Raw genomic sequence first — 24,424 nt, forward strand, 5'->3', positions numbered from 1 at the left:
CAAAGCGCACACCGCGGCTAATGGGCTTATCCCAGAAAAAGCGCGCGCCACCTCCCGATAAATCGTCCGGCGGCGCGCGCGCTAAAACGCTAGGGCTAAGGGATCACAAAGGGTTAAGAGAGTGAAGGGATAAAGGCCATGAATGGTTAAAGAGCAACAGACTAAAAGGCTGAAAAAGCAATGACCGAAATAGATATAAACTTTGATAAATCCCTGGCAAATCTTCTCTCGCAGTTACACAAAAACGAATGGGCGACCCCTTTAAAAGGCCTGGAAGAAAAGTTTCGGCAGATTCCAGATGATGACAGTAGCTTCCGCGTTGAAGTCATCAACATGCTCCACCAGCTAAGCGATGCGCTATCTCACGATGCAGAGACACCTATCACTCAACTGGCAGCAATTCGCCTATCGGGTTTTAACTGTTGGACATACCGGTTTTATCGCGACGATAGCGCGGGTCGCCATTACCTCGATCCACTGACCACGCCAGCCTCTGCATTGAGTGGTGACGTCTCGATCACACAGAGCAATAGCCCATTTCCCGCCACCGATATCATTAAGCGCTGGGCACGCGAGCATTTGCAATGACCCAATTGTTGCCTGCATTGACCCCGGAGCAGCTTTTTGCGCAATGCAAACTCGATTATTCCCTCTCCGAGTTGCGCACACTCACAGGACTCGATACCGCCATTTTCGATTTGCTCGTCAGGCAACCGATTCTGGATTTTGCAGAGCTTGTCCAACTCGCGCCCGCGAGCGAGTCGCATCACCACGCGGGGCCAGGGGGACTACTAACTCACACACTCGACGTTATTACCCTGGCGCTAAAAAAGCGCCGTGGTTATCAGCTTCCCATTGCTGGATCACTGACGGAAATAGCCAATCAACGGCACCTGTGGACATATGCCGTATTTGTCGGTTGCCTACTTCACGACATAGGCAAGCTGTCAGCCAATACCCGACTAGTGCCGGTCGCAAAAGACGGGACAGAAAAATCCTGGACACCCCATAGTGGCCCTATAACGCAACTAAAAAATATTAAGGGCTATCGCGTTGAGTTTCGTAAAACTCCTTACCAATACCATGCGCACTTGGCGCTCACTCATTGGAGTTTGGTACCGCAATACGCTCGCACCTGGTTGATTGAAGCCAGCAACATCATGGCTGAATTAACGGCCTGGCTGTGGGGAGATAAATTTGAATCAGGAACCATCGGTGAAATTATTGAATCTGCCGATCGGGAATCCACCGCGAAAAACCTGCAGCTTCCAATCGACAAACGATTCAGCAACCAAATTCCGGTTATAGACCGTTACCTCAAAATCATTCGTCAGTGGATTCAGGACGGTGCCATCAAAATTAACACCAACGGTGGGATGGGATGGGTTGATGAATATGGGCACCTGTACTTGGTGTGTCGCTCACTCGCTGAAAAACTCATTCAGGAATGCAATTCACAGGGGCTTAAAAGCCTCCCACAAGATCCTGTCAGGGTATACGACATACTCCAGGAGCATGGCTATGCGCTGTCGATGGAGGATGGCAGAGCCATTTGGCCAATTCGGGTAAAAACTGCAAGTTATGAACACAAGTTCACCTGCCTCAAGTTTGAAGGCAGGAAGCTGACGCTCCCATCCAGGCCACTGAGGGCACTGGAGGGTGTGATAAGTATCTGGGGCAATGAAATACAAGAAACGGCGCAGGTTACACAGGAACCTGCTGAGGAAAGTGTAAAAACATACGAACAGGATTCTGCTGCGGTCACGCAGGACACTGCTGCAATTCAGGAAACTGAAAAAACACAGGATGGAAGTACACATGCCGCTGACACAGCGGAGACTGAGGCAAACATTGCTGATATGCCATCGGATGATGAAATTATGGCGGCGATAGCCGCCTCTGAGGAACCTGAAATATACAGTGACACACTGGAACCGTCGGCAGAGGCCAGTGGATCACAACAGGATGGTGCGGAGGGTATGCAGGAAGCTGGCAGGAATACTGCGGGGCAATCACAGGAGAATGCCAGCGAACCTAGTGAAATTGGTGCAGTGGCTAGTAACGTTGGCCTAGTTAGGAATCTGGAGTACGAAGCCCCGGATACTGGGGCAAAATTTTTGGCATGGCTTCAGAGAGGCCTGCTTGAAAAAACGATCCTCATCAACAATCCCACCGCTGAAATCCACATTGTGGAGGATGGCGTCCTGATGATCGCCCCCGCGATCTTTAAAACATTTCTGCGACTACACAACCTCCCAGAAGATAAACACAAGAACCTGTCAAAACGCTTTGGGAACCTGCGAAAGCATATCCGCAATGGTGACATGAACATTCACCCCTATTGGGTTAGCTCATCTAACCGCGCCTCTAAGATTAATGGCTGGTTACTGCCATTCAACGTCATTTATGAAAATGACTATCCGGTACCTAAGCCCAACAAGTACATCAAAAAGAACTTGGGGGCGACAATGAATAATTAATCGCTATATAAAAAAATGTTATGAGAATCAAATCACATCAACAAGGCGCGCCAATACTCATCTGGCTATTTCCAAGTATATTTCGCGCCGCCTAAAAACTAGCCACGGTCGTGATTAAACCTCACGAGGGCTTTAGAAGCATGGAGACTTCAATGTATCTTTTAGACGTTGCAAAAGAATTTGCAGATATCAATATTTTTAATGACTACACACACAGGACGCTGCTCGAAAAAGTTAAAGTTTTTTGTGAGCGAAGCGGCGTGGTTACTCTGGAGGATGTAAATCTAACAAGTATTACAAGGTTCAAAAAGAAGACCTTGGAGGTGGCGAAGCCAGTCACTTACAACGGATACATTCGGTATATGCGATTATTGATGGACTACGCCATATCCATGGGCTACACCCAGCACAAAGAAAACCTTTTCAAAACTATTCGTCTGGCTCCTGTAGGTGAGATACCGCGCAAAGTCATGAATATGGATGTCATCGACACAGCATGCCGCCACATCGCACAAAATGCAGACGAGTATCGCCCCAGTGGTTTTGGCTAACCGTCATTTACACGCTTTATTACACAGGCATGCGGAGAAGACAGCTCGTTTCATTAAGGCTCAAAGATATTGATTTTGTGTCGTCCCAAATCACGCTCAGCTATGACGGCTCGAAAACACACCGAAGCTGGGTCATTCCGATGCATGAGACGGTCAATGCCCGGTTGCACGATTTGGTTCTGCGCTCTGAAGCGGCCCTGGGGCGAAAGCTGAAGGCGAATGACTTGCTTTTCTCTGTGGGGAGATTTTACCCGCGTTACAGAATGACTCGGGCAGGAGGAATGAAAGCGGAAGCTATTACTGGTTTTTTTAAGCGGCTGAGCAATAAGTTGGAAATTTCTATCGGTGCTCACCGCTTTCGTCACACGCTTGCTACCGAGCTGTGTAACCCACCTGGGCAGGAAGCCCCGGATATTTTTGCTGTACAGGCTCTTTTAGGCCATACCAGCATACAAACAACGCGGAGTTATACTGTAACAAGTAAAGCGAGGATGGAAACTTTGATGGAAAATGTGAGAGTGCCTTTTTCAAAAAGCTATTCGTGAGTTTGACTTTTGAAAAATTGACAGTAATTATAGGAAGGTTCTTCGCGAAAATACGCGAAGAACTGAGCATTGCTCACCGCTGTACAGAGGCAGATCTGTACCCACGAGAGGTTCATTTACTGAACCGCATGTTTGAAATACCCACCCCACTAAGCCAGTGGGGCAGGTGCTCTGATGTATGGTAGCTAGAGGCGGACTTGAACCGCCGACCCCAGCATTATGAGTGCTGTGCTCTAACCGGCTGAGCTATCTAGCCATAATTGAGAGGCGCGCATTTTGGCGACTGATGGGCGTGCTGTCAACCCCAAAAATCACCTTTGTGGTAATGCCAGCGGCGGCGGATGGGGGTATCATGCGCGCTTTGTTTTATTGCTTGCCCAACTTATACCGCAAACCCACCGATAAATAGGTTCACGATGGAATTTTTCGATCTCGCTCCCGTTACCCGCGCCCATGGCCTTGTGCATTTGCCTGGTTCCAAGAGTATCTCCAACCGCACGCTGTTGCTGGCGGCCTTGGCGCAGGGTGAGACGGATATTCGCGACTTGCTGAAGTCTGATGATACCGACCGCATGCTGGAGGCCTTGGCGGCGCTGGGTGTGAGCGTGACCAAAACTGGCGAGAATGATTATCGCGTAGTTGGCACGGGCGGCAGTTTTCTTAATAAAGAGGCTGACTTGTTCCTCGGCAATGCCGGTACGGCGTTTCGCCCGCTGACGGCGGCGTTGGCGCTGAGCGGTGGCACCTATAAATTGCACGGTGTGGCGCGTATGCATGAGCGCCCGATTGGCGATTTGGTCGATGCGCTGCGTCAGATAGGTGCAGATATCACTTATCTCGGGCAGGAAGGTTTTCCGCCGTTGCTGATCAAACCTGCGCAGATCGCTGCACATGGCAGCATCAAAATCCGCGGTGATGTGTCCAGCCAATTCCTGACCGCTTTGCTGATGGCCTTGCCCATGACCGGCAAAGAAACCCAAATCGAATTAGTGAGTGAGCTGATCTCCAAGCCCTACATTGAGATCACGCTCAAGTTGATGGCACAGTTTGGCGTAAACGTTCAGCGCGATGGTTGGGAGCGTTTTACCGTGCCGGCGGCGACGGGTTATGTCAGCCCTGGCACTGTTTATGTAGAGGGTGATGCATCCTCCGCTTCTTACTTCCTCGCGGCAGGTGCATTGGGCGGTGGCCCGCTGCGCGTGCAAGGCGTCGGTGCCAATAGTATTCAGGGAGATGTGGCCTTTGCCGATGCGCTTGCTGCAATCGGTGTGACTATTACCAAAGGTGAAAACTGGATTGAAGCTTCAGCGCCGTCGCTGCCGCTTAAGGCCTTTGATCGCGATTTCAACCATATTCCCGATGCCGCTATGACTCTCGCGGTTGTGGCGCTGTTTTGCGATGGCCCCTCGCGCTTGACCAATATCGCCAGTTGGCGCGTGAAAGAAACCGATCGTATCGCCGCGATGGCGGCCGAGTTGCGCAAGTTGGGTGCGATTGTGGAGGAGGGGGAAGATTGGCTGCGCATTACACCGGTAAAAAATTTAATTGCCCATGCGGCAATCGATACCTACGACGATCACCGCATGGCGATGTGCTTTTCGCTCGCCACTTTTGGTGGTGTGCCGGTGCGTATCAACGATCCTAAATGTACCGCCAAAACTTTCCCCACCTATTTCGATGTATTTGCATCGGTAGTGAAGTAAGGGCGGCGGTTATGGATAAGGAATTATTTTCGCTCGACTTTAAGGTGCGTGACTATGAATGCGATATGCAGGGCATAGTGAACAACAGCGTCTATCAAAATTATCTGGAGCATGCGCGCCACGAATATTTGCTCGCCAAAGGCGTGGATTTTGCCGAGCTGACGCGCCAGAAAATTCATCTAGTGGTTGTGCGTGCCGAACTGGATTACAAACTGCCTCTGGCCAGTGGCGACGAGTTTTATGTCACGGTAAATGTTGAGTCGTCATCGCGTGTGCGGTTTGATTTTTTGCAGAATATTTATCGCAAGAGCGACAACAAACTGATGCTTGCGGCCAAAATCACTGGCACCTCGCTCAATGAACGTGGTCGGCCCTTTGTGCCGGAGGTTATTGAGCGGTTGTTTGGCAGCAATACTGATACGCTCTAGTTCCCATCCCGTGCACTCGAAACCGTATAGCGGCGCAGTAGAATCTCAGCGTTGCTGTACGGTTTTTTGTTTATCAAGAATTGGCTGTATTTTTCTGAGGTGATGCCTATGTCGTACCAAGCACTGCAACAGCACTTTGTAAAAATTTCCCACTTTCAGCACCTGTCAGCTATTACCCAATGGGATCAGGCCGCAATGATGCCTGCCGGTGGCAACGACGCGCGCGGAGCTGCATTGGCTGAGCTCTCGGTATTAATTCATCAGCTCACTACGGCACCGCAATTAAGTGACTGGATTGATGTGGCTGAAAATGAACCTCTATCTCCCACTGAAAAAGCGAGCCTCGCCGCTATAAAACACCGCTGGCAGCAGGCGACCTTGTTACCGGAACAACTGGTGATGGCACAATCGCTTGCCAATTCCGAGTGTGAACACGCTTGGCGTGAACAACGTACCAACAATGATTGGGCCGGGTTTAAAACCAATTTAGCCAAGGTCGTGGATTTGGCGCGCGAGGAGGCAGCTATTCGTGCGGATGCTGCTGGTTTAAGCCGCTACGATGCCATGTTGGATATTTATGAGCCGGGCATGAGCAGTGCAACTCTGGATGCATTATTCGGCGAAGTGAAAACATGGCTGCCGGATTTTATTGTGCGTGCCGAGGCGCGCCAGGAAAGTAGAAATATCATTCATCCACAAGGGCCGTTTCCTATCGCACAGCAAAAAGCATTAGGGCTGGCAGTGATGAAACAGTTGGGTTTTGATTTTAATCACGGCCGTTTGGATGTGAGTGCCCATCCATTTTGTGGCGGCGTGCCAACAGATGTGCGTATTACCACACGCTATGACGAAAACGATTTTATGAAAGCGCTGTTTGGTGTGATCCATGAAACCGGACATGCGCGTTATGAGCAAAATCTACCAAAAGCCTGGGCCGGTTTGCCTGTGGGCGAGGCGCGCTCCATGGGCGTACATGAATCGCAAAGTTTATTTTTTGAAATGCAATTGGCGCGCTCAGCGGAGTTTGCGCAGTTGCTGGCGCCCATGGTGAAAGATTTTTTGGGGCGCACGCAAGATGCGGCCTTTAGTGAGCAGAATATTTATGCGCTTAATACCCGTGTAAAACGCGATTTTATCCGTGTGGATGCCGATGAGCTTACCTATCCTGCCCATGTCATATTGCGTTATGAAATAGAGCGCGCGTTGATTGAAGGCGAGATAAGGGTGGATGATATTCCTGCACTGTGGAATGAAAAAATGCAGGCCTATTTAGGCTTGTCCACAGAGGGAAATTATCGCCATGGCTGCATGCAGGATATTCACTGGGCCGGTGGTGCGTTTGGTTATTTCCCGTCGTACACCTTGGGTGCTATGTATGCTGCACAAGAGTTTGCGGCAGTGGAGCGTGTTGTTCCGCAATTGCGTGGCAAAATTGCGGCGGGTGATTTTGGTGAACTATTTGATTGGCTGAATACTACTATTTGGAGTAAGGCCAGCTTATTAGCAACCGATGAACTGATGGTAACAGCAACGGGTGAGCCCTTGAATGCCTGCTACTTTAAAGCGCACCTTGAGCGCCGCTATTTAATGGGTGAATAATGTTTGTTGGTTTTGATTACGGTACGTCCAATTGCGCCATGTCCTTTATCCATGAAGGTCGGGCGCAATTAATCCCACTCTATGACAATAATGCATTTGTACCTTCCACACTCTATGCGCTGGAGCGTGCGTTTATCGCTGAGTTGGTGGCGACGCAATTAACGGATGGCGATGATAAGCGTGCCTATGCCCAAAGTCGCGCTGCACTCTTAAGTCAGGCGCGTGCCGGAAAGTTGGAGCATGATCTTGAATCCGTGCGCGAGGGAATATTTTTTGGTACGGAGGCTATTGAACATTATATTGTCGCGCCCAGTGACGGCTATTTTATTAAATCGCCCAAGTCCTTTTTAGGTGCGAGCGGTTTGCGTCAGCAATCGGTCGATTTTTTTGAAGATGTTGTCGCTGCCATGATGCTCAACGTGAAAAACCGCGCAGAGCAATATTTACAAAAAACCATCACGCAGGTAGTGATTGGTCGCCCGGTGAACTTCCAGGGTATTAACGCACAAGAGAGTAACCAGCAGGCGCAATCGATTCTGGCGGCGGCGGGTAAACGCATTGGTTTTACCCATATTGAATTTTTATTTGAGCCGCTTGCTGCCGGGTTTGATTTTGAAACTCGCCTGACAGAAAACAAAACTGTCCTGGTTGTGGATGTAGGCGGCGGCACGACTGACTGCTCCATGGTATTGATGGGGCCGCAACATAGCCAGCAATTGGATCGTGCGCAGGATTTTTTAGGCCACACAGGCGAACGTGTCGGCGGTAACGATTTTGATATCCAGCTTGCGCAAAAAATACTCATGCCTCATGTCGGTATGTTATCGCCCTTGAAAACCGGGCTGCCCATGCCGCTGATGCCGTTTGTGAATGCCATGTCGATTAATGATATAGGCGCACAAACGGAATTTTACGATACCAAAACCGGCACCCTGCTAGAGCGATTAGCGCGGGAAACCCTGGAGCCAGAATTGCTTACGCGTTTTATTAATATGCGTGAGGGCAAACATAACTTTGCTGTTGTGCGCGAGGCGGAACTGGGCAAGATTGCATTGTCTACCCAGGCACAACACCGGTTTCCTCTGGATTTTATTGAATCCAATTTGGCCCCCGAATGCAGTGCCACCGATTACGCTAATGCCAGTGCGCAACTTTTGCAAAAAATTGCGGCATTAATCCGCGAGGCAACACAGCAAGCGGGCACTCACCCGGATCTGGTGTATATCACTGGCGGCAGCGCCAAATCGCCACTGATTCGCCAGGTGGTACGCGATTTATTCGGCGAGGAGATCGCTATTGTCGATGGCGATCACTTTGGCAGTGTGGCGGCGGGGTTGGGTGTGTGGGCGGAGCGGGTTTTTCACCAATAGTCGGGTAAAAACAGATTGAGATGTAAGAATCAACTGATTGCCAACAACTACGCAGCTGTGTGTCGCTCGTAGCTGTTGGATCTTGTTATAAGCCTATCAATTAAACGCTTTTCGTTCCCATCACTTCGCCCATTTTGGTGGGCGTTCCGGCTTGGTATTTATCATCCCATTGCATTTTGCCCTTGGCGAACAAAATGATGGCGGTGGAGCCGAGCTTGAAGCGGCCCATTTCTGCGCCTTTTTCCAATTGGATATTTTGGTAAGGGTAGTGCGAGGTGGCGATTTCGCGGCTGGCAAAGGGGGCGACAGCGCCGTCCCATACGGTTTCTATGCCAGCCACAATCATGGCGCCAACCAATACCACGGCCATAGGGCCAATGTCGGTATCAAAAATTGCGACCAAGCGCTCGTTGCGCGAAAACAGGCGCGGTACGTTTTCGGCGGTGACGGTATTGACGGAAAACAGGTCGCCGGGAACGCTGACCATGCTGCGCAATTTGCCGCCGTAAGGCATGTGGACGCGGTGATAATCCCGTGGCGATAAATACACCGTCGCAAATTCGCCTTCATTAAATTCAGCGGCGAGTTGTTCATCGCCACCGAGCAATTCTGCGGTGCTGTAGTCCTGGCCTTTGGCCTGGAAAACACGGCCGTTTACGATCTTGCCCAATTGGCTGATGGCGCCGTCAGCGGGGCAGACGATGCTGGTTTCGCGGGTATCTATGGGGCGTGCATCGGGCTTCAGGGCGCGGGTGAAGAAATCATTGAAGTGTTTGTATTCCAATGGATTCTCTTGCGCGGCGAGACTCATATCCACCTGGTAGCGTTTTACAAACCATTTGATAAACGTATTTTTGATAAAGGGCGTTTCACTATTGGCCAACCAGCCAGCGGCGCGCGACAGCGCATGTTGGGGAACCAGATATTGAAAGCCGATAAACAGTTTTGGATTCATGTGTTGTTATTGTTCCTGCGCGGGTCGATAGACCTTTTCTGACGGGATGGGCGATTTACAAAGTGACATAATAAGTGCCGGCGCAGTTTAACAAACTCGGCCGTGAGCGGCGACTGCCCCGGCATCATCTTCCGGGCGAAGCTGTGGTAAGGTGGCAGCCTCTGCGTTAACGAGGTGCCCTGTGCTGCAATTCCAGATTATCCCCGTCACCCATTACCAACAAAACTGCACCTTGCTCTGGTGTGATGAAACCCGTGAGGCGGCAGTGGTTGACCCCGGTGGCGATATAGCGCGCATTTTGGCGGTTGTGGCTGAAAAAGGGGTGACGCTACGCCAGATCTTACTCACCCACGGCCATATGGATCATATCGGCGGCACCGCAGAGCTGGTCGCGCAGGCCTCATTACCCGTCATTGGCCCCCATGCTGATGATGTATTCTGGATTGACCTGCTGCCGCAACAAGCGCAGATGATGGGCTTCAAGCCCGTTGCCGGTTTTGTCCCGGATCAATTATTGAACCATGGCGATAAGCTCAAGGTGGGAAATGCCGAGCTGGATGTGCTGCATTGCCCGGGGCACACGCCCGGCCATGTGATTTTTTATAACCGCGCGGCGCAATTGGCATTGGTGGGTGATGTGTTGTTCAAGGGCTCTATCGGGCGCACAGATTTTCCGCGCGGTAACCACGCCGACCTGATCAATGCGATTCGCACACGCGTATTACCCCTGGGCGACGACGTGCGTTTTATTCCAGGCCACGGCCCTATGTCCACCTTTGGCAATGAGCGACGGACGAATCCTTTTGTCGCTGATAAACATTACGGTTAATACGGCGGTATGTCGTTAGTGACTGATCTAAAAAAAACCAAACCGGGCGTTGATCCACACTGGAACCCCGGGTTTGATTTCAGCATTGTGCGCTCGGCCAAGCGGCGCAGCATCAGTATTGAAATTCGTCAGGCGCAGGTGGTTATCCGCGCTCCTGTGGGTGTGGCTGAGGTCTTGTTGCTGGACTTTTTGCGGCAAAAAGCGCAGTGGGTTCGGCAAAAAATCGTCGAGCAAACCCAACGATTGGAGCAACTTGAACCGCTGGTTGAGCCAGTGTATGGAGCGGGGGCGGAGCTACCTTTTTTGAATGAGCGTTTGACGCTGGTGATTGGGCGCGGTGCTTTGGCCGCCATTCGCCGGGTTGATCAACAGTTGCATGTGATTCTATCCACGCGCTCGCGCCTGCCCGATGAGCAGCAAATTCGCCAGTTGTTGATGCGCTGGTACCAACAGCAGGCGCTGCGAGTGCTAACCGATAAAACCCTGCAGTTAAGCACGCGCATGGGGCTGGTATGTACCGCAGTGACGGTGAAGGCGACGCGCTCCAAGTGGGGCCACTGCACCAATCGCGGGGCGATCCAATACAACTGGAATATACTGCTGGCACCTGAACACATAGTCGATTATCTTGTCGCACACGAAGTCTGTCATCTGCGCCATCAAAACCACAGCCGCGATTTTTGGGCTTTGGTCGCCAGTGTGTGTTCCTCTTTTGCGACCGATCGCGCCTGGTTAAAAGCGAACGGTGCGCGGCTCAGTTTATAAACACCAAAGGTATTTAGTGATGAATGACATTCCCTCTATTGAAAGTGCTATCGAACCCCTGAGTGATGATCCCGCTGAAAACCTGGATCGTTTTATTGTGGAAGCTATGGAGCTGGGCTGTGTCTGGGGGCTGCAAGGCCCGGATGGCTGGGCGCTGAGCGGCTCTGAAGACCACGACGATATCGATGTAATGCCCTTCTGGTCGCAAGAAAGTTTTGCGCGCGCGCATTGCCAAGATGATTGGAAAGACTACCAACCGGTGGCCGTTGATCTGGAAGAATTTCTGGAGGACTGGTTGCCCGGTATGCACGAAGATGTGTTGCTGGTAGGCATTAATTGGAACGATGCGCTGGAAGGTGAAGAGATTGAACCGCTGGATTTACTGGAAGAATTTGAACAGGAAATGAGCGATTAAGGTCTGAGCACAAAGGCGCCAGCCGCTAATAATAGCCATCATTGACCTGTGTTACATCGATATCCTCGCCGAATAATTGCAGGTGTAACAAATCCACCTCGTAGTCTTTGGCATACTCATCCAATGCTTTTAACGTGGCCACACCGGGGCTGACACTGTGCCAGAGCTGGCTGGTGTCATCGCGGGTTGCCAACACAAACTCCAGCGCGCCCGGAACGTGTTTCCGGCTCAGGTGACTAAACAGTTTGCGCTGTAATTGCAGCACGGAAAAATTAAAATCGGAACAGAGCCGCATCAGCAGCGGATACTGCGACTCGCGTCGATCCTGAAAACGAATTTCGCGGCTGGCGAAGAGTTCGTCCGGATCAAGCAATCGTTTGTGTGGTGGCTGCTGCATAGGATAAAGTCAGTTATACGTTAGTTGACGAATAGGCTGACCTTCGTGGTCGGGCGCAGTGCGACCTGCGTTCCAGTGTCCTGACGGGGGATAGAATAAAATGCCCAGTCTAGCGACTCAGTGTTACAAAACAAAAGACGAATAGACTGTTAAAAGCGCGTGGATTAGACCACAGCGTAGTTAATAGCCGAGTGCGCCCTTTCACATTTTTGTGGTTTCTATTTATTGTTTAATCGGAGCTTGACATGATTTCATCACCCAATCCCATCGCCTTGCAGGCAAAATCATGGATGCAGGTTTTTGTGGTTAGCCTGTGTTTATTGTTTGCAGGTTGTGCGGCAATCAAGCCCAAGCTGGAGCAGCCAACGGTTAAAGTCGCCGGGTTGCAATTGTTGCCCGCCCAGGGCTTGTTGCAGCCGATTGAGGTGAGCCTGTTGGTCACCAACCCGAATGATCGTGACCTGACATTGCGCGGTATGTCCTACGCCATTGGCATTGAGAGTTTTGATGTGCTGAGCGGCGTTAGCGATCAGTTGCCCACTTTGGCGGCTTATCAGGAGACACCGGTAAAAGTGGTTGTTACCGCCAATGTCTTGCAATTGGTGCGTTTGATTGAGCATTTTGGCCGCAATGGCATGAAAGAAAATGTTGATTATAATTTTTCCGCCAAACTGGATTTTAGCGCGTGGTTACCAGCACTGCGCGTGAATGAAAAAGGTTCAATCCCACTGGTTGCCAAAAAACGATAACACTCAGCCAGGCTGATTTTTCGCAACGCTATTTACACTGAGTTTTGTATTTTCAGGATATTCAATGACTGACGACATCGTACTGCCCGAAGCCGATGAACGCATCGCGCTTAAAGATTACACCGAGAAAGCCTATCTCGATTATTCCATGTATGTCATTCTCGACCGCGCCCTGCCGCATATTGGCGATGGTTTGAAGCCGGTACAGCGTCGCATTGTGTATGCGATGAGTGAGCTGGGCTTAAAAGCCAGCGCCAAATATAAAAAATCGGCGCGCACCGTGGGTGATGTGATTGGTAAATTCCATCCGCACGGCGACTCAGCTTCCTACGAGGCAATGGTGTTAATGGCACAGCCATTTTCCTATCGCTACACACTGGTTGATGGTCAGGGAAACTGGGGTTCACCCGATGATCCCAAATCGTTTGCGGCGATGCGTTACACCGAATCGCGTCTCACCAAATACAGCGAAGTATTGCTGGAAGAATTGGGGCAGGGCACGGTGGATTGGCAGCCCAACTTTGACGGCACGCTGGAGGAGCCGATGGTGCTGCCCGCGCGCGTCCCCAACGTGTTATTAAACGGCACCACCGGTATTGCAGTGGGCATGGCGACGGATATTCCGCCGCACAATTTGCGCGAAGTGGTGAATGCCTGTGTACATTTGCTCGATAATCCGCAGGCGACGATCAACGATTTATGCCAGCACATTCTTGGCCCGGATATGCCTACCGAGGCGGAAATTATTTCGCCGCGTGAAGAACTGATCAAAATGTACGAGACCGGGCGCGGCAGTGTGCGCATGCGTGCGGTCTGGCAAAAGGATGAAGAATCCGGCGATATTATTATCACCGCACTGCCGCATCAGGTGAGCGGTGCAAAAATCCTCGAGCAAATTGCTGCGCAAATGCAGGCGAAAAAATTGCCGATGGTTGCCGATTTGCGCGATGAATCTGACCATGAAAATCCCACTCGCCTGGTAATTATCCCGCGCTCCAATCGCGTTGATTTGGAACAGGTGATGCAACATTTGTTTGCTACCACCGAGCTTGAGCGTACCTATCGCGTCAACATGAACATGATCGGTATCGATGGTCGCCCGGCGGTGAAATCGCTGGTTAAAATTTTGAGCGAGTGGCTCAGTTTCAGAACGGTTACTACGCGCCGTCGTTTGCAGCATCGCCTGGAAAAAGTGGAAGAGCGCTTGCTGCGCTTGGCGGCCTTGATGGTGGTGTTCCTCAATGTGGATGAAGTGATTCGCATTATCCGCGAGGAAGATAATCCCAAGCCCGTGCTCATGAAGCGTTTCAACCTGATTGAAATGCAAGCCGAATATATTCTGGAAACCAAATTGCGCCAGTTAGCGCGTTTGGAAGAAATGAAAATTCTGGAAGAGAAAACTGCGCTGGAAAAAGAACGTGATGGTTTGCTCAAAATTCTTGATTCAGCGGTGAAATTAAAAAATCTGGTGCGCAAAGAATTAATTCAAATCGCCGACGCCTTTGGTGATGATCGTCGCTCACCCATTGTGGCGCGCGCCGAAGCACAAGCGCTGAGCGAAACGGAATTGCTCAGTGTTGACCCGGTGACGGTGGTGATTTCTGACAAAGGCTGGATTCGCGCCGCCAAAGGTCACGATATAGACCCAACCGGCTTGAGTTACAAAGCGGGCGACAGTTTCAAATTTGCAGTGCAAGGCAAGAGTAATCAGCAGGTTATTTTGATCGACTCAACCGGGCGCAGCTATTCAGTCCCAGCGCACAACTTGCCCTCCGCACGGGGGCAGGGCGAGCCTTTGAGTGGCCGCATCAGTCCGCCCAGCGGTGCAACCTTTGAGGGCGCATTGATGGGTGCTGATACGCAACGCGTGCTGATTGCATCCGATGCCGGTTACGGTTTTGTTGCCAAGTTGGAAGACCTCACCAGTAAAAACAAAGCCGGTAAAGCACTGCTGACCCTGCCGGAAGGTGCGCAAGTATTACCGCCGCAATTAATTAATTCACCCGAGCAGGTGCAGTTGGCTGCTGTGAGTAACGATGGCCGCCTGCTGGTATTCCCGGTGACTGAATTGCCTGAACTGGCAAAAGGCAAGGGCAACAAAATTATGAATATACCGGCAGCCAAGGTACAAACACGCGAAGAGTTTGTCGTGGCGTTGGCCGTTATTCACCCCGGCCAATTGTTAACCCTGCATTCGGGCAAGCGCTTTATTACCTTAAAAGCTGCAGACCTTGAGCATTACAAAGGCGAGCGTGGTCGCCGCGGTAATAAACTGCCGCGCGGTTTCCAAAAGGTGGATAAAGCAGAAGTGAGTGATAAATAAAGTAATGTAATAAAGGCGGTTATCCGCCTTTATTTTTGCCAGCTATTTTTTGCTGCACAGGCCCTGTGGCCGACAATCAATAATGGATCAGGAGTAGCTATGAGTGATAAAGAACAGCGTCGTCATGTGCGCACCAATTTTAGTTGCCGCATTAACATCGCCCATGACTCCATCGGCGAGTTGCAGGTTAAAACGCGCGATGTTTCCGATGGCGGTGTTTTTGTAGTGCTGGAGCCCGAACATATTCCACCGGTAGGTACACGCTTGAAAGGGCAGGTACAAGGTTTGATGGAAGATGCACCTGTATTGGAAATGGAAGTGGTGCGTGTAGAGCCCTCCGGTGTGGGCTTGCGTTTTGTTCAAGCAGATTAAGCTGGGGTAGGGCGATGAACTATTTGATGCGTGTGATGGTGGCGATGATTGCGTACCTGGCACTGCCAGCTTCGGCGGCAGTGGTGATTTTATATCACCATGTCAGCGATACCACGCCCAAGTCCACCAGCATCAGTCCCGCGGCGTTTGAAGCGCAGATGGATTACCTGGCCAAGAATAATTTTACGGTGGTGCCATTACTGGAACTCACTGAAAAATTGCGCAAAGGCGAGCCGCTGCCGGATAAAACCGTGGCCATCAGTTTTGATGATTCCTATGCGTCGGTATACGAATCCGCATTTCCCCGGTTAAAAAAACGCGGCTGGCCATTTACCTTTTTTGTGAACACTGACGCGGTTGGTACCGGAAAAATATTTGTAAATTGGGATCAGTTGCGTGAAATGGCAAAAGCGGGTGCAACCATTGCCAACCACAGCAGCAGTCACACCCACTTGCCCCGGCGCGAGGGGAGTGAATCTGCCGCGCAGTGGCGCGACCGTATCACACAAGATATTAATAACGCCCAACAAAAAATCAAACAGGAAATTGGAACTGCGCCCATGATCCTCGCGTATCCCTTTGGCGAGTACGATGTGGATGTGCAGCGCATTGCTAAAAAATTAGGTTACATCGCATTTGGGCAACAGTCCGGTGCGCTTTATGGCAAAGGTGATTTGCAGTCTGTGCCACGGTTTCCATTTGGTGGCAGCTTCACGGCGTTGGACGATTTTATTCTCAAGGTCAACACCAAACCTATGCCACTTACTGAGGTTGAATTTTATGGCGACAACAAACAGAAACAGGAAAACCTGATTGTGCGTGAGAGCGAAAAACCCTGGCTGGTGTTAACACTCAGCGATGATAGCCTGTTGAAAAAAATCAATTGTTTTGCCACTGGGCAGGGCGCTATTACCACGGCTGTTATCGACAATAAATTGTGGGTGCAACCAAATAAACCTTTAGGTACTGGTCGTACCCGTTACAACTGCACTGCCTATGCAGGAGAAAAAGGTCGCTTTTATTGGTACACCCAACAATGGCTGGCAACGGATAAACAAGGCAATTGGACCTACCGCGATTAGGTTTTTAAATAAGCTGGAAATAACCCCATTGAAATCATAGCCATTCAAATAACAACAATAAACGTGATGGTTCAATTAAGGAATTGATGTGTATAAATTAATTTTTCGTGGCGATTTGGTGGCGGGCGCAGAGCGCGCACAGACCATTGCCAATTTATCCCAGTTATTAAAACAATCTCCCGAACGCATAGAGCAGATATTGTTTAGCGGTAGTGCGCGGGTGGTTAAACGTGTCGATACACCAGACCTTGCGGCCAAATGGCAAAGCGCGTTTGCCAAAGCCGGTGCGCAATTAGTTATCGAGGCAGAAATAGCAACAGAAAAAGAAACACAAAAAGAAACACAAAAAGAAACGGAAACACAACAAGTGTTGGTTGCTCCTCGCGAACCAAACAATGAAGCAAAGCAAGAGACAGCATCGCTTGCAACTGAAATAGCAGGCGCGGTGGTGCAGGCCGAAGTGCCTGTGGAGGATGAAACCCGCGAGGCACCACAAAATAATAAACTCTGGAAAAATGTTTTAATAAGCTTGGCGTTGTTGCTGGTGCTTCTGGTCGCAAGTGTCGGGCTGCTCTGGCAACAGGGCTATCTGAATCGCTGGCTGCTATCGTCGGTGAGCGATGAAGAAAAAACCTTGCTCAATGCACTGGCCGATTCGAATTTGCTGGCTATCGCGCGTATGGATTTGGAACTTCTGCGGCGATTGGATTCCAGCGCTGCCAGCAGTGCAGCGCTGCAGGAAAACTTGCCCGGTGTGGATGCTGATTTTTGGTCAAGCCTTGAGCGCGCCGGCGTGAATGTGCCGCAGCAGGTAGCGCAAATCTATGCACTGGCTTATGCCGGCAATGAGGTGGAAGCAGCGCTATTAATCCGCGGCACTCTAGCCCCTGGGAAAATAAAAGGCTGGATTGATTCACGTTACGGTATTGATAAGGAAGATGAGCATGGCCTTTGGTTTTCCCGCATCAACCCCGACAATTGTGAAAAAGGTGAGCCGCTGCTTGCAAATCTTCAGCAGGGTCAGGTGATTCTTGGTTCGCCGGCTGCCGTCATGCGTATTGTCGGGCGCATAAAAGGCAATGCGCCTGCCGATTTAAATACCAACGACTGGCAAGAATCCCTGGCGGGGAAATTATTTTCACTCGCTATTTTTTCACCCGCCCGTTGGCAGGGTGATAATCAAGGCATGCTGCAATATGCCCTGGCAAAAGCAGCGCTAGCCATGAAGCCTGTGAGTGAAGTCTATGTGGATGCCGCACCTGACTTGGCTACACAAGGTATAAAACTTAGCGTGAGTATCAATAGCGATGACACCAAATTTATTCGCGATAGCCATGAGTTGGCAAAAAAATGGTTGGATGAAACCCGCAAGGAAATAGCCCAGGATTTTCCGGATGTAATTGCAACTTACAATCGTTTGAGCCTCAACTATTCCAGTAATCAACTGCAGGCCTCACTGCGTTTTGATCGCCAGATTAAAGATGAGCTGGCGAATTGGTTTGCCTCGCTCTTTCGCTTTTCCTCAGATCAAGGCACTGCCAATCTGGTGCAGCAAGAAGTGCTGAATGACAGCCCGCCGGTATTCACCGCCGCCACTATTGCACAGCTGCGCACTTTTTCTGCGCAAGACGAATTCATGGATGCTGTTTATAAAACCGTTGCCGGCCCTTTTGGTGTGGGCGTGGAATCGCTCGCACTCAAAGACGGCAAGGTAGAAATGAAGCTGGGCGTAAAAGCCTATGGCCTGCCCAATCTGGGTGATGAAGCTGTGCCTGCAGAGCTTGTTATTACTGATGTTACCGATGCCCAAGGCAATTCACTTTTACCCCGGCGTTCCTGTGGCGAGGCCGATGTACGTGCGGCTGAAGCCATTGCACACACCTATTCGAGTAGCCGATTTGAGGATGGCAAATTGGTATCTGGCCAGGTGTTGAGCGGCGAAAAAACTTTCTCGCTACCAGCGGGTGTGAATTTTTCCCAGATTGCGCAGATAAAGGGTTATATCGATTACCGTTTGCCCACAGCGGTAGAGAAAAAAGTGATTCAGGCACCGCTCGCTGGCAAAACAGTTGATCTGCATGGGTTGCGTGTTCGCTTTAAATCAGCGGCGGCAAGCAGTTTGGATTTTGAGTACAGCGGCGATACTGATCGCCTTTTGCAGGTGAATGCCTTGAATGCCAATACCCAGGTACTGGCGACCAGTGGCGCTATGCGCAGGGGAATGTTTTTTGGATCGGGTAAAGCCGCCAGTGTGGAGATCAAAGGTTCAGTGGCAGCCGCAGAAATTATGGTTGCCAGTGGGTTTGAACAACAGCGTTATGAATTTGCATTGACCCGCTTGGCGCCACCGGCCAAAGCGTTTTTCAGCGAGCGCGAAGTTCCGCCGCGGTTTGACGACAAAGCCTTTGAGCAGTTGTTGCTGGCCAAAGCGCCGGTGATTAATGAATTTCCGTTTTATCCCCCCAAGGCGCGTGTGACCGCTGCACCTGCGGAATTGGCGATTAATGATGTGCGCAGCAACAGTTTTGGTTTATCAATTGAAGGCGCAGCCTACACCGATTTGGCACTGCCACTTTACGGCCACATAGGTGTTGCACAATTGTTTATACAACACCTGGTAGATGCCGAGGGCAAACTATTTCCGGTGAACAAAACGGTGCCGCTGTATTTTGAACGGCAGGGTGGAATGACCTTTAATGGGGTTTATCAACCGGATGAAAAAACACCTTGGCTGCGCGCCGATTTTTCATTCAGGGCGGCCGATGTGCAGGTGGAAAAGATTAGCAAGTTACAGGGCGAGTTGCGCTTTTATCAGCCCCGCCACTTGCAAACTGCCAGCCTGCCGTTTGCGCTGGGGCCGATTTGGGGTGGGCCTAAATCCCGCGTGGAACTAATTGAGTGGAAAGCCGGGCGACTGGTGTTTAGTGTGCAGGGGAATTATGAGGAAATTGTGGGGCTTAAGGCGTTTAATGAAGCAGGTAAGCTGGTCAGCCAGCCGGCGCAATATTCTGCAATCTTTGGCGAGCCACAGCTAAATCTGGAAATTAGCGAAGTGCCAGCGCGTTTTGAAATTGAATACACCAGCGAGAGCGAAGAATTATTTGTGCCCTTTGCAATAGACTTGCCGGCGGGCAATTAAATCCGCTAACTCAGGCTGGCAATTCAGGCAAGAAACAAAAAACGCGCCGTTGATTGGCGCGTTTTTTTAAGGCGTGGTTGTTGATGACCACTTTTTAAGTCGAGCTTTTACTCAACTCATTTATGGGCGTACAACGATATTGATTTCATCCACCAATTGTTGGCCTTGGGCGTTGGTGACAACTTTATCGTTTTCATCGCGGACTTCGGCGCGCACTACCAGTTTGAGCTGCTGGTTGAGGGCGAGATCCAAATCCCCACTGACGGATAACTTGCCGGTTTGATCCAGGGTGATCAGGTCATCATCAAAGTCGTCTGATTTGGAATCCACAATCGACCAATTGACGTTATAGTCGTAATTGCTGTCTGTCGAATCATCAGCGAATGTGGCGGTGATGTTTAAGTCCAGATTACCGCCTTCGGTGACTGATAAATTGTCGGTGCCGCCGTTGCTGTTTTTAATCTCAATGGATTTGATTTGTTTTTTCAGGATAACCAGATCCAGCTCACCACTCTGGCCGCCACAACTGCCGGTCAGGACAACATCGGTTCCGGCATAGCTGCCATTCTTGGCAGTAATTTTGGCACCTTCGATCGTCAGCGATGCGCTCGGCGCAGCGGTCAAGTTACTGTTACTGGTAATAACGGCTGTGCTGTTGTCGTTGTAGGTGCCTGTCAGTGTGACGGTTGCGGACTCTCCTTCGCGCATATTCAGTGTTTTGTCGGAGCGCAGTGCAACGCTGACCAGGGAATCATTGATCGGGAAATTCAACACTGGGGAGCTGATGGTCTCGTCGCTGTTATTTTTCCCACGCGCCACAATGCTCACTGTGCCGCTATTTTTGGTGCTCAACTCGCCCTTGGTGTCGTCATTGAAACTGGCGAGTGTTGCGCCCTCGGTAATGGCCCAGGTCAGGGGGTATTCCAGCGTTAACCCGTTATCAAACAAGGCATTGGCAGTGAAGCTGGCATTTTTGCACTCATCGACTGAGCTGTTTGCCGGCGTTACGCTGATGCTGATCAGATTGGCATCGGACACAATAATATTCTGGGTAGTGCTCAGGCCGGCATATTCTGCGGTAACGATCAGCTCGCCCGGCTTACCGGCGGCGGTAAATAAACCGTTTCTAATACTGCCCAAACTGGTATCGCTGAGCTTCCAACTGGCTTTGCTGTTTAGGTTGGTGAGAGCGTTTTCGCTGTTGCGTCCATTCAGGTTGAGTTGCAAGGTGCCTTTGAAGTGGGCATAGCCCTCGTTGTCTTCCAATTCGATGCGGGTAACGCCATTTTTGCTGGCATCGACAGTTTGCGCAACGCGAGCGCTGTCGCCACCGCCGCCACAACTGATCAGGGCGCCGCTACCCAGAGCAAGCACTATGGCCAGTGAAATACGCTTGGTATTGATAAGGGTTGCCAGGGTCAGTGGAGATTTAGAACGCATAGGAAACTCCCAGGCCACAGCCATCGATACTTAAATTGTCATCTTTGAAATAGCGCGCGCAATCCAGCGCCCAATAATAGTTTTTGCCTTCTTTCACCCGGTCTTGCAGCGAGAAGCCGTAGCTAAACCCGCCAAAGCGATCTTTTTGGGCATTGCCAAGGCTGGGCAGGTGCGTTTCCAGCTCGGTAGAGGCGTAGCCCAGCAAAATGCTGACACGCAAATCGCCCGGCTCGTAATCTGGGTTGGAGAGGGTGATGTAGGCGCCGGTTTGCTGTTTGATCTCCAGCGTCATGCCATGTTTTTCTGCATTGCTCATGGGGACGCCCACCATGCCTTGCAGGCCTATGCCATCAAGCATGCCATTGGTCGCTTCCACATCGGCGCGAAATTGAAACAGGCTGGGGGAAAAGCTTTCGCCCGAGGCTTTGATTCTGGTGTAGGTCGCCTGACCGGAGATGTGGTATGCCAGAGGCAATCCATCCTGGGGTTGGGATTGCATCTGGGCAATCGCGCCAGCACTGCTGGCCAGTGCCAGGGTGCAGAGTGAAATAACCAATCGTTTACACATAGGTAATCCTTGCTGGGTGAAAGTTGGTGTTAATTATTCGAGTCTATCTCTTATTCGAGCTTATCCATTATTCAAGTCGGTTACTGCGAATGACGGTGCGTAATTCGTGAATGTACGCAGGGCCCCGGCTGGAGTATTTGCCCAGCTCGGCCACCATGGTGCTGCCGGTGAAGCGCGTTTCATCATGACGCAATTGCGCGCGCAATTGGCGCCAGGGGCGATAGGCATTGTGGGTGTTAATGTTGTTGAAGTATGCCGTAAGCGATTCTTCAACATTGTTAAATTTCTTAACCTCGTGTTTGGCGTTGGCTGCGCGGCGGCTGGGTACTAGGCCACAGCCCGGTTTATAGCACCAGTGGCCAAATAAATTGTGGGCTTCCTCGGCAAAGCGGGAGGTGCCCCAGCCGGATTCAACTGCCGCTTGCGCCATCACCATCGCCGGTGGGATTACATCCACCCGCAGTAATAAAATCTCTATGGCGCGCGCATCTTCCGGGTAGGTTTCATAGGTGACGTGGAATTTTTCGCGCAGCCGCGCCAAATTGCGCTTATTGACCCCGGTGAGTGTTGCGCTGCTGTCCCATTCTTCTTTGATCTTTAGCAACCGCTCGCGGGACTTTAACAGTTTGGTATTTTTTTCGTCGACCAGCGGGCGCAGCATCTCCAAAAATTGCGCTTTGCGCTCGGGTGTTTGTTCAATGGCGGCAAAGTCGGGCAACAGTGTATTGGAGGTAAGCTCATCGTCATCGAGTATGAGCTGTTGCAGCGGTACGGACATCATCCCTAACACCAGAATCAGGGTGGCGATTGGAAAGGCGATCAGTGCTAAACCCAACAGCCATTGTGACGCGTGTTTATTCATAACAGGGATTACCAACAGGTGAACAGGAAAGGGTTATAAATCGAGTTGTTTGCGCAGGGCTTCCATGCGCTTGAGGTTTTCCTCTTTGGTGAGCGGCGTTTCAATGGTCTCCGGTAGCAATTGCACGTTGGGTGCTGGCAACTCGGCGCCATTCATTACGCGCTCACACAATTTCAGGTAGTGACGCTCAAAAATCGGGAAGGCAACCTTCTCGGGATTGGTCATTAAAAAATACCAATCGCTAGCACACCCCGCGTGATAGACCGCCGGGTGGCTCCAGTGGTGCGCCGATTTCGGGCTGGGCGCGCGACAAGCTTCCACATAGGCGGCATGGGCATCGAGCAGGCCGAACTTTTCCGGATCGCCCTGACAGGCGCGAATCATACGGTTGAGGGTAGGTAGGTATTCCGATTCTTCTATCACCTTGCGCGCACCGCGCAAAATTGTCTCCGGCGCAAATTGCGCGAGCGAATTCAACCACAGGCGGCGCGCTTGATTGAGCAGTTCATTGTCTTTAAACGCCGCGTAATACTGGTTGTGATAATTGATGCGAAACAGCGCAAACACCTGATTGATCGCATCGATATGCGCATCCGTCGGTGTCGCCTGTTCACTGCGTCGGTCAGCTTGCCCAGCTGCGGTCGTTGAGCTGTTGTGCGAGGCTGCTATCTCGTGTGCGACCTGGTTGATTAGCGAATTGCTGTCCTGCATTTGGATTAACCTGCTGCGAATTAACGGTTGCCAGGGCGTGTTGTTTGGCCCAGTGGTATTTCACGTGTTGCAAAAATTTGGTGTTCCAACTGGCGTAGACCTGATTGCTGTCGCGCCAGAACAATACAAATTCGGCCACTTGCTGCTGCGCAAATTTCAAATCGATATTGGCCAGTTTCAAAACGTCATAGACATCTTTACTGGGGTTCCAGTTCTCCGGAATACGCTTGGGCTCGGTATCGTGTTCCAGCGCCGAGTGGTAGCGCTGCCACTGGCGTTTTACATGCTGGATAAACTTGCTGTTCCAGGTGCGGCCCACATCGCCGCGCTCCTGCCAGTAGACGACAAATTCCGGGATGGAATCCTCCACAAACGCGAGGCTGATATTGGCGTGTTTGACCAAGACTTCAAGGGCATCTTTACTCGGGCGCCACTGGCTGTGCATGGCGGTTTCCAAGTCGCGCTGAAGGAATTCGGTATCGCGGTCGCGGCTGTTGCGCTCTTGTTCTTCGCGCTGTTGGCGGGCGATTTGGGTTTCGTAGTTGCGCCATTTATGCAGCAAATCTTTTAAAAACTTGGCGCCCCAAGAGTGATTGGTCTCACCGCGCTCGCGCCAGTAGGTCACAAACTCGGGCACCTGCAGGCGTACAAAATCCAGCGGAATATTGTATTGGGCGATCTGGCGCAGCAGTTCCTGATCCGGCTGCCAGTTGGGTGATATCAGCGTCGCACCGCTATTGATCGCCGGGGCCATGGCTGCAATCGGCGCTATGGCGGCGGGTGCAGGCTGGGCGAAGGGCGCGGTGCTGGCATCATCAAACGCCAGGGTCAAGCGGCGGCTGTCCACATAGGGCGCGGAGGCGAGCAGGATAATGCCTTTGTCTTTCAAGCTGCGGCTGATGCGCTGTACATCAAAATCCGTCCAGAAAGGCATGAGTCGGCTCACCCAGCTTTCATCAATATCCAGCCACTGGCGATTGTTGGCCGGATGCAACGGCAAATAGGTTGCCATATCGCCCAAAATCGACAACATGCAGGCCTCTTCCAGCCCGATAGTGGCCGCCAGCGACGGGGAAATCAGCAGCGGGCGTTCCGGTAATAGCGATGAACTCATAATGCTCGGGGGCGTGTACGACCAGTT

The 24,424-nt window shown here is 51.1% G+C and carries 23 protein-coding genes and 1 tRNA gene; 16 read left to right on the plus strand and 8 right to left on the minus strand.

The features are described from left to right. Nucleotides 1-180 precede the first annotated feature (180 nt). From B0D95_RS18705 to B0D95_RS18720, 4 genes are all read left to right on the plus strand, one after another. A complete protein-coding gene (locus tag B0D95_RS18705; protein ID WP_078045282.1) occupies nucleotides 181-588 on the plus strand; it encodes a hypothetical protein in 408 nt (135 codons plus the stop codon). After that, nucleotides 585-2,480: a MobH family relaxase gene (gene mobH, locus B0D95_RS18710; RefSeq protein WP_078045283.1), complete on the plus strand. Its 1,896-nt coding sequence runs from the start codon at nucleotides 585-587 to the stop codon at nucleotides 2,478-2,480. The genes B0D95_RS18705 and mobH overlap by 4 nt, the downstream gene beginning before the upstream one ends. A 152-nt stretch (nucleotides 2,481-2,632) precedes the next feature. Next, nucleotides 2,633-3,031 carry a hypothetical protein gene (locus tag B0D95_RS18715; protein ID WP_078045284.1) on the plus strand — a complete coding sequence of 133 codons (399 nt, stop codon included), beginning with the start codon at nucleotides 2,633-2,635 and terminating at the stop codon, nucleotides 3,029-3,031. A gap of 29 nt (nucleotides 3,032-3,060) precedes the next feature. Next, a complete protein-coding gene (locus tag B0D95_RS18720) occupies nucleotides 3,061-3,576 on the plus strand; it encodes a site-specific integrase (protein ID WP_246841799.1) in 516 nt (171 codons plus the stop codon). Nucleotides 3,577-3,755: 179 nt separating this feature from the next. On the opposite strand, the gene B0D95_RS18725 is transcribed toward B0D95_RS18720, so the two are convergent. After that, nucleotides 3,756-3,832: transfer RNA gene (locus tag B0D95_RS18725), tRNA-Met, on the minus strand. Between the two features lie 160 nt (nucleotides 3,833-3,992). On the opposite strand from B0D95_RS18725, the gene aroA reads away from it, so the two are divergent. The 4 genes from aroA to yegD all read left to right on the plus strand — a co-directional run bounded on the left by aroA (nucleotide 3,993) and on the right by yegD (nucleotide 8,676). Then, nucleotides 3,993-5,279: a 3-phosphoshikimate 1-carboxyvinyltransferase gene (gene aroA, locus B0D95_RS18730; RefSeq protein WP_078045286.1), complete on the plus strand. Its 1,287-nt coding sequence runs from the start codon at nucleotides 3,993-3,995 to the stop codon at nucleotides 5,277-5,279. 11 nt (nucleotides 5,280-5,290) lie between these two features. Then, nucleotides 5,291-5,707: a thioesterase family protein gene (locus tag B0D95_RS18735; RefSeq protein WP_078045287.1), complete on the plus strand. Its 417-nt coding sequence runs from the start codon at nucleotides 5,291-5,293 to the stop codon at nucleotides 5,705-5,707. Between the two features lie 108 nt (nucleotides 5,708-5,815). Next, on the plus strand, nucleotides 5,816-7,306 hold the full coding sequence (locus tag B0D95_RS18740) for a carboxypeptidase M32 (RefSeq protein ID WP_078045288.1): 1,491 nt from the start codon (nucleotides 5,816-5,818) through the stop codon (nucleotides 7,304-7,306). Then, entirely contained in the window at nucleotides 7,306-8,676 is a 1,371-nt protein-coding gene (gene yegD / locus B0D95_RS18745) for a molecular chaperone (RefSeq protein WP_078045289.1), read from the plus strand. The genes B0D95_RS18740 and yegD overlap by 1 nt, the downstream gene beginning before the upstream one ends. A 100-nt stretch (nucleotides 8,677-8,776) precedes the next feature. Here the strand turns inward: yegD and asd are convergent, their stop codons facing one another. After that, entirely contained in the window at nucleotides 8,777-9,631 is an 855-nt protein-coding gene (asd, locus tag B0D95_RS18750) for an archaetidylserine decarboxylase (RefSeq protein WP_078045290.1), read from the minus strand. Nucleotides 9,632-9,812: 181 nt separating this feature from the next. Here asd and B0D95_RS18755 point away from each other — a divergent pair, with 181 nt between their 5' ends. The 3 genes from B0D95_RS18755 to B0D95_RS18765 are packed head-to-tail and all read left to right on the plus strand — an operon-like array spanning nucleotide 9,813 to nucleotide 11,640. Next, nucleotides 9,813-10,460, plus strand: a complete 648-nt coding sequence (locus B0D95_RS18755; RefSeq protein WP_078045291.1) for an MBL fold metallo-hydrolase — start codon at nucleotides 9,813-9,815, stop codon at nucleotides 10,458-10,460. Between the two features lie 9 nt (nucleotides 10,461-10,469). Beyond that, nucleotides 10,470-11,225, plus strand: coding sequence for a M48 family metallopeptidase (locus tag B0D95_RS18760; RefSeq protein ID WP_078045292.1), 756 nt, complete (start codon nucleotides 10,470-10,472; stop codon nucleotides 11,223-11,225). Nucleotides 11,226-11,244: 19 nt separating this feature from the next. After that, nucleotides 11,245-11,640 (plus strand): DUF2750 domain-containing protein, encoded by a 396-nt coding sequence (locus B0D95_RS18765; RefSeq protein WP_078045293.1) that lies wholly within the window; start codon nucleotides 11,245-11,247, stop codon nucleotides 11,638-11,640. A gap of 25 nt (nucleotides 11,641-11,665) precedes the next feature. On the opposite strand, the gene B0D95_RS18770 is transcribed toward B0D95_RS18765, so the two are convergent. After that, a complete protein-coding gene (locus B0D95_RS18770; RefSeq protein WP_078045294.1) occupies nucleotides 11,666-12,037 on the minus strand; it encodes a hypothetical protein in 372 nt (123 codons plus the stop codon). Between the two features lie 245 nt (nucleotides 12,038-12,282). Here B0D95_RS18770 and B0D95_RS18775 point away from each other — a divergent pair, with 245 nt between their 5' ends. The 5 genes from B0D95_RS18775 (at nucleotide 12,283) to B0D95_RS18795 (ending at nucleotide 19,702) form a co-directional block, all read left to right on the plus strand. Continuing rightward, nucleotides 12,283-12,786: an LEA type 2 family protein gene (locus B0D95_RS18775; RefSeq protein WP_078045295.1), complete on the plus strand. Its 504-nt coding sequence runs from the start codon at nucleotides 12,283-12,285 to the stop codon at nucleotides 12,784-12,786. A 64-nt stretch (nucleotides 12,787-12,850) separates the two neighbouring features. Next, entirely contained in the window at nucleotides 12,851-15,109 is a 2,259-nt protein-coding gene (gene parC / locus B0D95_RS18780; RefSeq protein WP_078045296.1) for a DNA topoisomerase IV subunit A, read from the plus strand. Between the two features lie 99 nt (nucleotides 15,110-15,208). Continuing rightward, nucleotides 15,209-15,481, plus strand: coding sequence for a PilZ domain-containing protein (locus B0D95_RS18785; protein WP_078045297.1), 273 nt, complete (start codon nucleotides 15,209-15,211; stop codon nucleotides 15,479-15,481). Nucleotides 15,482-15,495: 14 nt separating this feature from the next. Further along, nucleotides 15,496-16,563: a polysaccharide deacetylase family protein gene (locus B0D95_RS18790; protein WP_078045298.1), complete on the plus strand. Its 1,068-nt coding sequence runs from the start codon at nucleotides 15,496-15,498 to the stop codon at nucleotides 16,561-16,563. Nucleotides 16,564-16,651: 88 nt separating this feature from the next. Continuing rightward, on the plus strand, nucleotides 16,652-19,702 hold the full coding sequence (locus B0D95_RS18795) for a hypothetical protein (RefSeq protein WP_078045299.1): 3,051 nt from the start codon (nucleotides 16,652-16,654) through the stop codon (nucleotides 19,700-19,702). Nucleotides 19,703-19,822: 120 nt separating this feature from the next. On the opposite strand, the gene B0D95_RS18800 is transcribed toward B0D95_RS18795, so the two are convergent. From B0D95_RS18800 to B0D95_RS18820, 5 genes are all read right to left on the minus strand, one after another. Further along, nucleotides 19,823-21,142 carry a hypothetical protein gene (locus B0D95_RS18800; protein ID WP_078045300.1) on the minus strand — a complete coding sequence of 440 codons (1,320 nt, stop codon included), beginning with the start codon at nucleotides 21,140-21,142 and terminating at the stop codon, nucleotides 19,823-19,825. Next, on the minus strand, nucleotides 21,132-21,710 hold the full coding sequence (locus tag B0D95_RS18805; RefSeq protein WP_078045301.1) for a hypothetical protein: 579 nt from the start codon (nucleotides 21,708-21,710) through the stop codon (nucleotides 21,132-21,134). Before B0D95_RS18805 ends, B0D95_RS18800 begins: the two co-directional genes overlap by 11 nt. Before the next feature lie 67 nt (nucleotides 21,711-21,777). Beyond that, a complete protein-coding gene (locus B0D95_RS18810) occupies nucleotides 21,778-22,572 on the minus strand; it encodes a glucosaminidase domain-containing protein (RefSeq protein WP_078045302.1) in 795 nt (264 codons plus the stop codon). Between the two features lie 33 nt (nucleotides 22,573-22,605). After that, complete coding sequence (locus B0D95_RS18815) at nucleotides 22,606-23,283, minus strand: replication protein P (RefSeq protein WP_078045303.1); 678 nt, start codon at nucleotides 23,281-23,283, stop codon at nucleotides 22,606-22,608. Further along, nucleotides 23,195-24,397 (minus strand): DnaT-like ssDNA-binding domain-containing protein, encoded by a 1,203-nt coding sequence (locus B0D95_RS18820; RefSeq protein ID WP_078045304.1) that lies wholly within the window; start codon nucleotides 24,395-24,397, stop codon nucleotides 23,195-23,197. Before B0D95_RS18820 ends, B0D95_RS18815 begins: the two co-directional genes overlap by 89 nt. Between the last annotated feature and the right edge of the window lie 27 nt (nucleotides 24,398-24,424).

The sequence above is a fragment of the Cellvibrio sp. PSBB023 genome (genome assembly GCF_002007605.1).
Taxonomy (GTDB): Bacteria; Pseudomonadota; Gammaproteobacteria; order Pseudomonadales; family Cellvibrionaceae; genus Cellvibrio.